The 13,817-nt window shown below is 64.4% G+C and carries 12 protein-coding genes; 10 read left to right on the top strand and 2 right to left on the bottom strand.

The features are described from left to right. The 9 genes from thiS to BKM74_RS04790 all read left to right on the top strand — a co-directional run bounded on the left by thiS (position 1) and on the right by BKM74_RS04790 (position 9,904). A complete protein-coding gene (thiS, locus tag BKM74_RS04830; RefSeq protein ID WP_086464654.1) occupies positions 1-225 on the top strand; it encodes a sulfur carrier protein ThiS in 225 nt (74 codons plus the stop codon). A 4-nt stretch (positions 226-229) separates the two neighbouring features. Further along, the gene (gene thiG, locus BKM74_RS04825; protein ID WP_086464548.1) at positions 230-1,021 is read left to right on the top strand and encodes a thiazole synthase; all 792 of its coding nucleotides are present in this window, start codon (positions 230-232) and stop codon (positions 1,019-1,021) included. Then, positions 1,018-1,644: a thiamine phosphate synthase gene (locus BKM74_RS04820; protein ID WP_086464547.1), complete on the top strand. Its 627-nt coding sequence runs from the start codon at positions 1,018-1,020 to the stop codon at positions 1,642-1,644. The genes thiG and BKM74_RS04820 overlap by 4 nt, the downstream gene beginning before the upstream one ends. Before the next feature lie 90 nt (positions 1,645-1,734). After that, complete coding sequence (locus BKM74_RS04815) at positions 1,735-2,127, top strand: hypothetical protein (RefSeq protein WP_086464546.1); 393 nt, start codon at positions 1,735-1,737, stop codon at positions 2,125-2,127. A gap of 96 nt (positions 2,128-2,223) precedes the next feature. Next, on the top strand, positions 2,224-3,162 hold the full coding sequence (gene secF, locus BKM74_RS04810) for a protein translocase subunit SecF (RefSeq protein WP_086464545.1): 939 nt from the start codon (positions 2,224-2,226) through the stop codon (positions 3,160-3,162). A 170-nt stretch (positions 3,163-3,332) separates the two neighbouring features. Next, on the top strand, positions 3,333-4,058 hold the full coding sequence (locus tag BKM74_RS04805; protein ID WP_086464544.1) for a hypothetical protein: 726 nt from the start codon (positions 3,333-3,335) through the stop codon (positions 4,056-4,058). 210 nt (positions 4,059-4,268) lie between these two features. Continuing rightward, positions 4,269-5,138: a PAS domain-containing protein gene (locus BKM74_RS18480; protein ID WP_140056019.1), complete on the top strand. Its 870-nt coding sequence runs from the start codon at positions 4,269-4,271 to the stop codon at positions 5,136-5,138. A gap of 528 nt (positions 5,139-5,666) precedes the next feature. Further along, positions 5,667-8,285, top strand: coding sequence for a glycosyltransferase (locus BKM74_RS04795; RefSeq protein ID WP_086464542.1), 2,619 nt, complete (start codon positions 5,667-5,669; stop codon positions 8,283-8,285). After that, positions 8,282-9,904, top strand: coding sequence for a glycoside hydrolase family 17 protein (locus BKM74_RS04790; RefSeq protein ID WP_140056018.1), 1,623 nt, complete (start codon positions 8,282-8,284; stop codon positions 9,902-9,904). The genes BKM74_RS04795 and BKM74_RS04790 overlap by 4 nt, the downstream gene beginning before the upstream one ends. Here the strand turns inward: BKM74_RS04790 and BKM74_RS04785 are convergent. Together BKM74_RS04785 and BKM74_RS04780 are read right to left on the bottom strand one after the other, a co-directional pair. After that, a complete protein-coding gene (locus tag BKM74_RS04785; protein ID WP_086464540.1) occupies positions 9,871-11,343 on the bottom strand; it encodes a M81 family metallopeptidase in 1,473 nt (490 codons plus the stop codon). The genes BKM74_RS04790 and BKM74_RS04785 overlap by 34 nt on opposite strands. 125 nt (positions 11,344-11,468) lie before the next feature. After that, complete coding sequence (locus BKM74_RS04780; RefSeq protein WP_140056017.1) at positions 11,469-12,899, bottom strand: hypothetical protein; 1,431 nt, start codon at positions 12,897-12,899, stop codon at positions 11,469-11,471. Positions 12,900-13,190: 291 nt separating this feature from the next. On the opposite strand from BKM74_RS04780, the gene BKM74_RS04775 reads away from it, so the two are divergent. After that, positions 13,191-13,700 carry a cupin domain-containing protein gene (locus BKM74_RS04775; RefSeq protein WP_086464538.1) on the top strand — a complete coding sequence of 170 codons (510 nt, stop codon included), beginning with the start codon at positions 13,191-13,193 and terminating at the stop codon, positions 13,698-13,700. The last annotated feature ends 117 nt before the right edge of the window (positions 13,701-13,817 follow it).

The raw sequence follows: 13,817 nt of genomic DNA, 5'->3' as shown, positions 1-13,817 counted from the left end.
ATGAGCGACAGCAAGACCGTTGTTCCGATCCGCCTGAACGGTAAAGCTTACGGCACGATGGCAACGACCATCGCCGCCCTGCTGGCCGAGCGGGGCATCGATGCCAGCCGGCCCGGCATCGCCGTGGCGGCGAACCAGAAGGTCGTGAAACGCAGCGACTGGGCGGCGACTCCGGTCAGCGCCAATGATGATATAGAGATCGTACAGCCCTTCCAGGGCGGGTGAGAGCATGAACGCTATACAGAACGCCGCGAAAGACCCCTTCACGCTGGCTGGCAAGAGCTTCGGTTCTCGCCTGCTGATCGGCACGGCGGGCTACCCCAACCGCCAGGTCATGCTGGATGCGCTGACGGCCAGCGCGGCGGAGATCGTCACCGTGTCGATCCGCCGGGTCAGCACCGAATCCCATGCCGAAAATCTGTGGGACGTGCTGAAGGACCGCTGCCACCTGCTGCCCAACACGGCGGGTTGCGGCACCGTACGCGACGCCGTGCTGACCGCGCAGCTGGGGCGCGAAGCGGTCGGCACCGACTGGGTGAAGCTGGAACTGATCGGCGACCGCGAGACACTGTACCCCGACGTCGCGCAGCTGGTCGAGGCGGCGGAGGAGCTGGTGAAGGACGGCTTCATCGTGCTGCCCTACTGCACCGACGATCCGGTGGTCTGCCAGAAGCTGGCCGATGTTGGCTGCGCCGCCGTCATGCCGCTGGCCTCGCCCATCGGCTCCGGCATGGGGCTGGTGAACCCGTATAATCTGGAGATGGTGTGTAACCGCTCCACCGTGCCGGTAATCGTCGATGCCGGTATCGGCACCGCCTCCGACGCCGCCCGCGCGATGGAGATCGGCGCCGACGCGGTGCTGCTGAACACCGCCATCTCCAAGGCGCGCAACCCGGTGCTGATGGCGGCCGCCATGCGCGACGCCGTGGCCGCCGGCCGCGCCGCGCGCCGCGCCGGGCGTATCCCGCGCAAGGGCTATGCCGAGGCGTCGAGCCCGCAGCTCGGCATGATCGGCTCTTGAGGCCGCTTCCCGCGCCGCTGCTGCTGATCACCGACCGGACGCAGAACCCCCGCCCGCTGATCGAGACCGTGGCGGCAGCGCTGGAGGGGGGCTGCCGCTGGGTCATGCTGCGCGAGAAGGACCTGCCGCCGGACGCGCTGCTGGATCTCGCGCGCCAGATATCGGCGTTGACCTCGGCCAGCGGCGCCACCCTGTCAATCAACAGCGATGTCGCGGCAGCGAAGGCGCTGAGGGCCGGGCTGCACCTGCCGGCGGACGGCTCCGCCCTGGCGGCCCGCGCCGCGCTGGGACCGGCTGCCCTGATCGGCAAATCCGCGCACAGTCTGGACGAGATAGAAAAGGCGCTGGATACCGGGGCCGACTATGTGACCCTGAGCCCGATCTTCGCCAGCGCCAGCAAGCCCGGCTATGGGCCGGCGCTGGGCATCGAGGGGCTGCGCAAGGCGGCCGCGCGGCTGCAAATTCCCATCGTGGCGCTGGCCGGCATCGATGCCGACAATGCCGGCCCCTGCATCAAGGCCGGCGCCGACGCCGTCGCCAGCATGGGCGGGGTGATGCGCGCGGAGGATCCGGCGGCGGAAGTGCGGGCCTTGCTCGCGGCGCTGGGAAGGGCCTCCTCTTGACGCTCATCCCGCGAAGGCGCATCTATCGGCGGTGACCGGTGGCGCTGCGCCAATGTGGCGTTATGAGCCCGGTGTGACTGGACGATCCGGTTGACCGCTTCCTCTCCAACACTGCCCGTTTCCCTGCTGCGCGCCGTCCTGGCGCTTGCGGTGCTGGCCGGGCTGTTGCTGGGGATCGCGCACCCGCCGGCCCAGCAACAGACAATTGCCCTTGCCCCGCAGACAGCCATTCTGGAGCTGGGCGGCGGCACCTTCGGCCCGACCGGCCATGTTCTGGCCGAGGATTTCCGGCAGGTACAGCATCGGCTGGCCGAGAACGCCCCCGCCGCCGGCGACGATGACGCGCGCTTCCTGTCGGGCGCAGTGATTTCCGTCTCGCAGAGGCCGGCGCCAGCGCGGCTTTCCGCCGCCAATTTCTATCGTCCGGCCAGCCAGACACCAGACCGGCACCGGCCGACCGGTCCTCCGCGCCTCCTTTCGTGATCCGCCGCCGGCCCTGTCTCCGACAGGGGCCGGACGTTCCCGAACAATCACGGCACGCGCCCGAAACAAGCGGCCGCCTGCCCGGAGGCTCCATTCATGCGTTTCCTGCCCATCCGGCTGTTGCCGGACAATACGGCCATCGATTTCGTACGCTATCGTTTCGCCGCCTATGCGTTTTCCCTGCTGCTGGTCGTGGCGACCCTCGGGTCGCTGGCGATCAACGGCCTGAATCTCGGCATCGACTTCAAGGGTGGCATGCTGGTCGAGATCCAGTCCGCCCAGCCCATCGACCCCGCCGCCCTGCGCGGCCGCCTGGCCGAGGCCGGCCTCGGCGCCGCCGAGGTGCAGCAGTTCGGCAAGCCGACCGAGGCGCTGATCCGCCTCGACAGCGGCCAGCTGGGCACCGACGAGACCGCACAAGCCGCCCCACGCATCCGCGCCGCGTTGGGCGAGGGCTACGAGTTCCGCCGCACCGAACTGGTCGGCCCGCGTGTGAGTGCCGAGCTGTTCCGCGATGGCGCGCTGGCCACCGCTCTCGCCATCCTGGGCATCGCGCTCTATGTCTGGTTCCGCTTCGAATGGCAGTTCGGCGTGGCCGCGATGATCGCCACCGCGCATGACGTGATCGTCACGCTGGGGCTGCTGTCGGTCACCGGGCTGGAATTCAACCTGACGGCCATCGCCGCCCTTCTGACCCTGGCCGGCTATTCGATCAACGACACGGTGGTGGTGTTCGACCGCATCCGCGAGGCCTTGCGCAAGCACAAGAAGCTGCCGATGGCGGAGCTTATCAATCTCAGCATCAACCAGACGCTGTCGCGCACCATCCTGACCTCCGGCACGACGCTGGTGGCGATCCTGCCGCTGCTGTTCTTCGCCACCAGCACGCTGCTGAATTTCACCGTGGCACTGGTCTGGGGCATCCTGATCGGCACCTTCTCCTCGGTGTTTGTTGCCGCCGCCCTGCTGCTGCACCTGCCGGCGATCCGCAACGCGGAAACAGAGCCAGAAATCCCCGATGAAGTAGTTTCATAATGATCGCAAGGCCTAGGCGCGATCCGTTCAGGTCTGCATTCAACCGCGCTTATTCAATCGAGAATTGAAAAGTTCGCCTGGGGGCACATCCACCCTAGAAGCGAAGCGCAAAGAGTCCTTCTAATGGTCGCTGGCCTGCATTCCGCAGGCTTACGGCACAGGAGGACCATATGCGCGCTTTGACTTCGCAGGACTATGACAATATTCAAGCCGTCATCAGCCTCTATCTCGACGAACTTGACCGGATGGGGCTGGAGCTGACGGTCGAAACCGACATGGCAGGCTGGGCCGATGTGATGCGATCGGCACCGAAGATGTCCTTGCTGAACCCGACCTTCGATCCGTCGGAGAGTCACCTGCATCCGGGCAACAGCTTCTGGCTGCGGTTGCGGCATGAGGGACAGACGGTCGCCTGCATCGCCAACCGTCTGTTCATCACGGATGACTATATTGGCCTCAAAAGGTCTTTCCGTCTTTGGTACGATCTCAAGCCGGTCCTGGTTCGCCAGCCACTCAACATCGTACTGCCTGAGGACGTGCCGCACATTAACGGCCGCGTTGGCCATCATGGCGGCTTGTGGGTCCATCCCGACTGGCGCGGGTACGGGCTGGCTGGCACCCTGCCCCGCCTGACACGGGCACTGTCCATGCGGCATTTCGATGTCGATTGGCATTGCGGTGCTGTTCTGAAGCACATCGCGGATCGCGGTTTACCGCTCAAAGCCTACGGCTACCCGCACATGGACATCTGTATTGACGGCTATTTCCCTGTAACCAATCAAAATGAAACGGTTTACATGGGCTGGATTACGCGCCCTGAAATTCTGAAGCAGTTCTCTGAATGGGTACAGCCGGCTACGCTCGAGCCCGCCGCAACCGCTGCAAGCGCGGCCTAAGGATTCGAGGGGGATGGAAAGAGCGGTCATCTAGAAAGGATGGCCGCCTGTCCGCGTTTCCGGCGGATTTGCCGATCACAGCCTGACGCGCTGAACCACATTCAGGCGCGTCATATGGTATGCATTTTACAGTTGCCTATTGAAAATTGTTCAGTAATTCTACTTTAGTGTAATAATTGATTTATTGGCTGTTTGGGGTGGGGAGACCTCATGACGACATCGCAGCCGTTCATCGATGGCAACCTACGGCGCTGTCACGACCTGTTGAATATGGCTAATTTGTTCTTGGCACAGAACAAACTGGCTAGCGCCAGCAGTGCAATTGGCGCTTTGCGGGCGAGTTCAGCCCTGCTCTCGGCTGAGGACGCCGCGTTCTTCCGTGAGCGTCTGGTCGTCCTTGACCAAGAACATTTCCGCCGTGGCGGAGGCCATATCAAAAGCCATAAGGTCGTCGATCTTTCCGCCTATCGCCGCAGCCGCCTTGCACAACGTCCCATGGCAAGTTCCACAATGGGGTTGAAAGCTCTGTACGGCGGCAACCGCAGCGCAAGACCAGCCACAGCGGAAGATGACAGGGGAAATTTCATCTACCGCATGCCGATGCCGGTGGATGAGGTTTCGACATCCGACAGCCTGGGCATGGAAAACCTGCTGCAGATTTGGCGTCAGGCCCAGCAGGCGAGCGGGCGGCGCCATGGACTGCCGCTTCTTTCAGACATCGATCCGAAATTCATTGCCGACATTGGAATGCTTGGCTTTGTGCATCTGATTGATGCCTCATCGGAGAATCCGATGAATTTCCACGTCAGTGTCTATGGCAGCCGCGTGACGCTGTTCAATAACCGCAATTTCTCTGGCCGCGCGCTGCACGATTTCCCTATTCCGATCTATCGGGAGTCGGTGGCGACAGACTACAACACCGTGCGGATGACCGGCGTGCCGGCCTATCACCGGGTGATCGCCACCGTCGATGGCTCGCGCCGCCATTACACCCGCCTGCTGCTGCCCTTCTCGACCGACGGCAACCGGCCGGACCGGCTGCTTGTGGGCGTGCGCACAGATAATTGGCTGCCGGAATAAAACAATCGCGCCGCCGCCGGCCCGCGGCCCGAATAAGTCTCTAAAAAGAATCGCTTATCGCCAGCAATCAGGCATCGCCCGAGGCGTTTTTCCGCAGGTGCGAGATCGATTGATTTTTCGGCTGCCCCCCGTGTCCGGCCGCCGGCCGCATCTCCCGAATTCCTATACTCAGAAATAACATGACATCGCAATTATTTATACTATCAGTTATATGTAAATAATTGATATTTACTGAAATAACCTTACAGGCGCCGAGAATCGATAAAGACTTGAACGAACGATTAGGCATCGCTATATTTGATGGCGTCGGGTCGTCAGAGACCCCCAGCCCTCCTGCAAGTCGAGGCTAGCGGATCGGCTCAAACAAGCCTCCCGGTGGGTGAAAGCGCTCCCGTTTCCAAGGCATACAGCCAGAAATATGGCCATTGCTGGGCCAATGGCCGGATCGTCCGCCCTTCGGTGGCCGTATTCTTCGTCATGCTGTTATGTCGAATCGGGAAGCTTTCTGACATTGAAACGGCATTTATCATGTTGCGTTGGTCGAATCTGCTGATCGTCGGGCTTGTTATTCTGGCGAACGTCGCGGTCTGGGGCGCCATTTACTGGCCGCGCTCGGCCGTGAATACCGACGGCGTCATCGCCGGCATGTCCTTCAGCCCCTACCGGCGCGACCAGGGACCGCTGACCAAGGGCCCGTCGGCGGAGGAAATCCGCCGCGACCTGGAGCTGGTCTCGAAAGAGACCTCGGGCATCCGCACCTACACGACCAGCGATGGCCATGACCGCATCCCGGCGATGGCCCGCGAATTCGGCCTGCGCGTCATGCCCGGCGCCTGGATCGGCAGCGACGAGGCGCGCAACAAGCGCGAGATCGCCGACCTGATCGGCATCGTCCGGCAGAACCGCAACGTATCCCGCGTCATCGTCGGCAACGAGGCGCTGCTGCGCGCCGAAGTGACCGTGCCGAAGATGATCGATTTCATCCGCCAGGTGCAGATGAACGCCTCGGTGCGCGTCTCCACGGCGGAGCCCTGGCATATCTGGCACAAGCATCCCGAGCTGGTCGAGGCGGTCGATTTCATCGCCGTGCAGCTGCTGCCCTACTGGGAAGGCGTGCCGGTCGAGATGGCCATTGAGGACACGCTGCAGCGCTATGCCAAGCTGCGCGAGCTGTATCCCAACAAGCCGATCGTCATCACCGAGGTGGGCTGGCCGAGCGCCGGCAAGAAGGTGGGCGCGGCCGAGGCCTCGCTCGTCAACCAGGCGCGTTTCATCCGCGAATGGGTGAATGTCGCGCGCATCCACCAGTTCGACTACTACATCATCGAGGCGTTCGACCAGCCCTGGAAGATCGGCGAGGAAGGCATCGTCGGCGCCTATTGGGGCCTGTACGACGCCGACCGCCAGGCGAAATTCACCTGGAAGGATTCCGTGTCCGAACTGGCCGACTGGCCGCTCTGGGCCGCCATCGCGGTCGTGCTTGGCCTGATTCCAACCATCGTCTATCTGCGGGCGCGCTCCGAGCTGAGGCTGCCCGGCCGTATCGTCTTCGCTGCCACCTTCCAGGCTGCCGGCACGGCGCTGACGCTGGCCATGCTGATCCCGGCCATGCGCTATCTGGGCGCCGGCGAGATCGCCGCCTGGGCCGTGCTCATCATGCTGCAGGTGCTGCTGTTCACCGCCGTCGCCGGCGACATGGTCGAGCTGATCGACGTGATCTGGCGCAAGAACCGCCGGGTGCCGCTACCGCGCATCGCCAGCACCGACATGACGCGCCTGCCCAAGGTGTCGATCCATGTGCCGTGCTACAACGAGCCGCCGGAGATGCTGAAGCAGACGCTGAACGCGCTGGCCAAGCTCGATTATCCGAATTTCGAAGTGCTGGTGATCGACAACAACACCAAGGACGAGGCGGTCTGGCGCCCGGTCGAGATCCATTGCGACGCGCTGGGCGACCGGTTCCGCTTCTTCCATCTTTGCCCCTGGCCGGGCTTCAAGGCGGGCGCCCTGAATTTCGCCATGAAGGAAACCGCCGCCGATGCCGAGGTGGTGGCCGTCATCGACAGCGACTACATCGTGACGCCCGACTGGCTGAACAACATGGTGCCGCATTTCCAGGATCCTGCCGTCGGCCTGGTGCAGGCGCCGCAGGATTATTACGACCAGGAAGAAAGCGGCTTCAAGAAGGCCTGCTACTGGGAATATGCCGGCTTCTTCAAGATCGGCATGGTGCAGCGTAACGACGACAACGCGATCATCCAGCACGGCACCATGACCATGGTACGCAAATCGGCGCTGGAGGCTGTCGGCGGCTGGGCCGAATGGTGCATCACCGAGGATGCGGAACTGGGCCTGCGGCTGTTCCAGGAAGGCTGGCAGTCGGTCTATGATGCGCGCTCCTACGGCAAGGGCGTCATGCCGGATTCGCTGGACGCCTACAAGACGCAGCGCTTCCGCTGGGCCTATGGCTCGGTGCAGATCCTGAAGCGGCACTGGCGCAGCCTGCTGAAGCCGGGCGTGACCAAGCTGACCAACGCGCAGCGCTACCACTTCATCAGCGGCTGGGCGCCCTGGTTCGCCGACGCGCTGGGCATGGTCTTCACCGTCGCCGCGATCTTCTGGACCGGCATGATGATCGCCTTCCCGAAGATCCTGGAATTCCCGTCCGCCGCCTTCGTCGTGCCGGCGCTGTCGGTGTTCATCTTCAAGGTGCTGCGCTCGCTGTGGCTTTACAAGCTGCGCGTGCCCTGCTCCTTCGCGGAGAATCTGGGCGCCGCGCTGGGCGGTCTGGCGCTCGGCCACATGGTCGCCAAGGCGATGCTGACCGGCATCTTCACCTCCGGCCGGCCGTTCCTGCGCACGCCGAAGCTGGAGAACCGCCCGGCCTGGGTGCAGGTGGTCGGCCAGGTCCGCGAGGAAGCGCTGATGCTGGTCCTGCTGCTGGGCGCGATGGCGGCCATGCTGCTGACCAACCACTTCAACCAGCTTGAGGAACGGCTGTGGCTGGCGATGCTGGGCGTGCTGTCCCTGCCCTATTGGGCGGCGCTGGGCATGTCCTTCATCAATGTCGCCCCCTACCGCGCGCTGATCGAGATGCTGCCCTGGACCAGCACGGGCAAGACACCGGCGAACCAGCAGGCGAAATGAGCTTGGGGAAGATGCCGGGGCGCAAATCCGCCGGGCTGGCGCTGCTGGTGCTGGCCACCCTCCTCGGCATCGGCCACTGGATCGCCCAGGGCGTTCCGGTGGCCCTGCCGGATGTGAGTGGCGGCAAGTTCGCCTGCGTCTCCTATGCGCCGTTCCGCGAGGGCCAGTCGCCCTTCCAGGAAGGCATCATCATCCCGGAATGGCAGATCGACGAGGATTTCGCCGCACTGGCCAGCAACACCCGCTGCGTGCGCACCTACGCCGTCGATCAGGGCCTCGACAAGGTGCCGGAGATCGCCGCGCGCCACGGGCTGGAGGTGCTGCTCGGCGTGTGGATCGGCAGCCAGGCCGACAAGAACAGGCTGCAGATGGAAAAGGCGGTGGATCTTGCCAACGCGCACCCCAACACGGTGCGTGCCATTGTCGTCGGCAATGAGGTGATGCTGCGCGGCGAGCTGCCGCGCGAGAAGCTGGCCGAGACCATCCGCTGGGTGCGGCAGCGCTCGCAGGTGCCGGTAACCTATGCCGATGTCTGGGAGTTCTGGCTGCGCCACAAGCCGCTGCTCGACGAGGTCGATTTCGCCACCATCCATATCCTGCCCTATTGGGAGGACGAGCCGGTCGGCATCGACACCGCCGTCGCCCACATCATGGATATCTACCGCTACGTCGAGACGCAGATGCCGGGGGTCACGCTGCTGATCGGCGAGACCGGCTGGCCCAGCGCCGGCCGCCAGCGCGAGGGCGCGGTGCCCGGCCTGGTCAATCAGGCGGCCTTCCTGCGCGGCTTCGTGACCGCCGTGGATGCGCAAGGCATCGACTACAATCTGATCGAGGCGTTCGACCAGCCCTGGAAGCGCGCCAATGAAGGCACGGTCGGCGGCCATTGGGGCCTGTACGATGTGGGCCGCGCGGCGAAATTCCCGTTGACCGGCCCGGTCGCGGAACTGCCGGGCTGGAAGCTCTGGCTCACCGGGTCGCTGCTGTTCGGCCTGCTGCCGCTGGGCTTCGCCGCCCTCCGCCGAGAGGCGCCGGGCACGCCCGCCGGCTGGGCGGCGCTGACGCTGGCCGGCGCGGCGTCCGGTACGCTGCTGGTGATGCAGGCGCGTTATGTCGTTGAGATGAGCCGCATGCCGTTCGAATGGGCGGCGGGCGGCGGGCTGTGGCTGCTGTCGCTGGGCGCCATGCTGGTGCTGGCAACGGCTCTCGCGCGTGCTGTCGAGGGCCGGACCGCAGGCCGAACGGAACGGCTTGTCAGCCCGGTGCGGCTGCTGGCGCTGGGTTTCGTGCTGGCGATGTGCCTGGGGCTGGTGTTCGACCCGCGCTACCGCGACTTCCCGTCTTCCTTTGCCCTGCTGCCGGCGGCCGGGTTCGCGTTGCTGGCCCTGCTCCGCGGCCTGCCGCAGACGATCCGGGACGAGGAGGTCGGCCTCGCCCTTGCCATCCTCCCCTGCGCCCTGTTCATTGCCGTCCGCGAAGGCCCGCACAACGCGCAGGCGTTGCTGTGGTGCGCCTCCAGCCTGTTGCTGGCCCTGCCGGTGCTGGCGGTGCGGCTGCGCGCGAAGCAGCCGCCCGTTATCCTGCCTCAGCCCAGCGGGGCCGGCACCAGCGGCCACTGATCGCGCGGCGCCTTCTTGTAGTCCAGCTTGGTGAAATCCGGCATCAGCGCGCCGGGTGACGCGACATAGAGCACGTCGGAGGCCAGCGGCGCATAGGCGGCATGGAAATGCTGCATCGACTTCACCACCACGACCTTCTTTGACGCCGGATCGACACCGAGATTGGTGAAGCAATCGGCGCTGGAACATTGCGTGCGCAGCGTGTTCACCACGATCACGATGCCATCCGCTTCCAGCGCCGCCATGTCGCCGACCTTCTGATGGCCCTTGCGGGCACCGCCGAACTGCACCGTCGCATCCTCCAGCAGGGCCAGCACCTTCACCCGCAGATCGAGCGGCTGGCCGGAGGACGCACCCAGCTTGCCGCCGAGGCGGATGTCGGTTTCCGCCCCCACGCCGACCTCGAAGGCGACGCGCACCGCCATCGGATCCCAGAACATGCCGATGGCGGCATCGCGGATGCCCTTCTTCAGCATCGCTTCCAGCACGAAGGTGGAATCGCTGGCCGCCCCGCCGCCGGCATTGTCGGAGACATCGGCCAGCACCAGCGGCTTCGGCTGGTTGTGGCTGGCCGCCCGCGCCATCGCCTGATCCAGCGTGGTATAGGCGGGCTGTGCTTCTTCGCGGAAGGCATAGAATTCCCGGCCCAGCTTTTCCGCCAACGCATTGGCCTTGGCGCGGTCGCCATCGGATATGACCAGCATCTTGCTGCCCATGTCCGGCACATCGGCCCAGGGGAAGCCGTGGATCGCGGAGACCGACAGGATGCCGTCCTTGCCCTCCAGCGCCGCCATGCGGTCCACGAAGCCGCGCATCGGCGGCCGCGTGGTGTGGAACACGCCGATGGTCTTGCAGTCGAACCAGCCCATCACCGGCTTGGTCTTGCCGTCCAGATGGTCGGCGATCAGGGTGAAGACCTCTTCCGCGCGCTCCGGAATATCGATATGCGGATATTCCTTGAACAGCACGATGACCGTGGCGTTCTCCAGCATGCGCAGGCCGACATTGGCATGCAGGTCCAGTTCCACCCCGATGGCCACGTCCGGGCCGACCAGCTTGCGCACCGCCTCGATCAGCTGGCCTTCAGCGTCGTCATGCTCCTCGGCCACCATCGCACCATGCAGCGACAGCAACACGGCATCGACCGGCATTGCCGCCTTGATATCGGCCAGGATTTCGTCACGGAACTGGCGATAGACACGCGCCACCGTCTTGCCCGCCGGCATGGCGAAGGCGCACAGCCCCTCGGTCACATCCCAGCCGCGTTCCTCCGCCCGGCGGCGCCAGACCACCAGCGGCGCGCCGAACATCGGCGGCTTGTCGCCATAGCTGGCATTGCGGTAGAGGCAGGTATCCTCGAACATCTTCATGCCGGTCGGCAGCGAGGAGAATGTGTTGGTCTCGGTGCCCAGCGTGGCGGTGAAAATCCGTCGGGTCATTGCCTGCCCATCCCTGTTGTTGCCCTGTCAGGACGCCAGCATGCCGCCATCGCCGGGATCGCGTAACCCCAGAGTGCGATCAGCGGCGGCTGGGCAGCCATGCGATAGGCAACAGGCGGGATGGATCAGGCGGCGTTCGAGAGCACCTCGTCCAGCGTGTATCGCGCGACGTTGCGCGGCTTCGCCACGCGGCCGCCGACGACCGCGCCGGCGATATAACGCGCCCCGCCATTGACGGCACTGCGCACCAGGCTTTCGCCGTTCAGCCCGTTCACGGCGAGAATCAGGCGCGCCTTGCGGCACTCCGCCGACAGGCCCGCCAGCTTCGCCTCGAAGCGGGTGTCGTAGCAGGAATCCGGCGGGACCCGCAGGCTGAGGCCATGCAGGCCAACGCCGGAATATGTGGCGACTTCCGTCGTGCCAAGCTCGGTCTGCAGCAGCACCGCCCGGCAGCGCGGGCGCAGCAGATTGACGAAATCGGCAATCCGGCTTTGCGGCACACCGGCCGGCGCACCGGCGATGCTGAGCACCAGGAATTTGTGCGCATGGCCCGGCAGGCGATCGAGAATCTTGATGAGCGTCGCCAGGTTGCGGCGGTTGGCCAGTGTTTCGAAATGGATATTGGCGGAAACGAAGACCGTAAAGTTCTTCGCCAACATCTCGATCAGCGTGCCACAGGCGCTGACCAGCCGCAGGCTGTCCAGCCAGGCGATATCCTCGGAATCGGGATTGCGGCCCAGCACATCATACCCGACGATGTCCGGCAGGCTGCCCTCCTTCAGCACGGCGGCGCATTGCCAGATCGACAGCGCCTCCGCCTTCACGTCCCAGTATGGCGTGTACAGGAAGTCTATATCCTCTTCGGTCACGATCGTCTCGGGCAGGTGGCGGTCGATCAGCAGATCAACGGATTCCCGCTGCCCGCGCTTTTCCATCAGCGGATTGACATTGGCCTTCGCAACCGGCTGTGCCGCCGGCAGCGTCGCATCCAGCATCACACCGATGCGCTCGAACACCGACTCCATGCTCTCTTGCGCGAACACCACGTCGTCATCCACCGAGGTGCAGGTCACCTGGATCGCGGCGACCGGCTTATCGACCTCGCCGAACAGCTGCTGCTCGATCTCCAGAGCCACCTTCATCAGCAGAACCTGCGCATGCTCGGGGCTCGAGGCAGCGAACACCACGACAAAGGAATCCCCCGCGACCGGGCAGTACACATCGCCGCCCTGCAGATGGCGGCCGAGCACCTTCTGGGTCAGATCGAGCACCCGCGCCCGATGATCCTCCCACTGGCCGCCCAGCTTCTCCTTGATCTTTTCCAGGTCGAACAGATGCACCCGCCCGACGGCGGCCGCCTTGTGCTGCTGCAGCACATCGGTCAGCTTCCGCAGGAAATCTTCCCGGCTGCCATAGCTCTCGGGTACCGCAGCAGTGCCGACCGCCACCCGCGGGCGTGTCAGCGGTTGCCCACTTGCGGCCTTCGCGACCTCGGCGGCACCGAAGATTTTCCCGACGAATCCTTTGACCCGGTCCGGAAGGTTTGTCTCTTGCATGGCGGTTCCTTGCATGGCTTTTTTTTCGGCCTGTTTTATGTGCGGTTCCCTGCGCCTCGCGGGCGTTGGGAACTGAGGGCGCGTTCGCCGGTTATGACGAGGAGATTAACCTTGCTGGCTTAATGGACCTTTAAGATCGTCCGGCATTCATTACAAATAATGACATTTGATTATTGATATTAATTGCTTTGACATAGGTCAGTTATCGGCTCCCGGTGAAGCCCTTGGCGGCCCCTGACCGATCTGTCAGTATCGGGAAATACAGGTCTGGCGAACGGAAAGGGACAAGCGATGACCGCGCTGAAGCACGAGGAAGCGACCCGGAATTTCGCGGTGGTGGTACAGCCCGACGAGGGGCCGAGCTGGTGGCAGCCGGTGCCGGCCAACGGCTATGGCGAGGTTAAATTCTCCCAGCGCAACGTGCCGGGCCTGCCCTTCTCCACCGGCGTGCAGTCCATCGCACCCGGCTGCTTCATCCGCGACCATCAGCATCCCGACCACACCGAGATCCTGTTCTTCTACGAGGGCGAGGGCACGGTGGAACTGGACGGGGTGCCGCATCCGATTCGTCCCGGCACGGCGATCCTGCTGGGCTCCTTCCGCCGCCACAAGATCATGAACACCGGCACCAAGGACCTGAAAATGTTCTGGACCATCATGCCGGGCGGGCTCGACCTGTTCTTCGAGGAGATCGGCCGCCCGCGCACGCCCGGCGAACCGGCGCCTTCCCCCTTCGCCCGACCGGAGGATGTGGAGAGCATCGAGCTGGACACCGTCTTCGCGCCGGTCGAGCAGAAATAAACGTCCAAGCGAGAGACCATTCCAGACCGCCCTGCGCCCATACTGCCCAACCCTGGGCCGGGCGGTTCTTGATTCAGGTCAATGCCGCACCTTTATCAGAGGCATAGTCTCCATGCG

Source organism: Oceanibaculum nanhaiense (assembly GCF_002148795.1).
Classification (GTDB): Bacteria; Pseudomonadota; Alphaproteobacteria; order Oceanibaculales; family Oceanibaculaceae; genus Oceanibaculum; species Oceanibaculum nanhaiense.
Note: the sequence above shows the minus strand (reverse complement) of the source record. Positions and strands in the feature narration are given on the sequence as shown.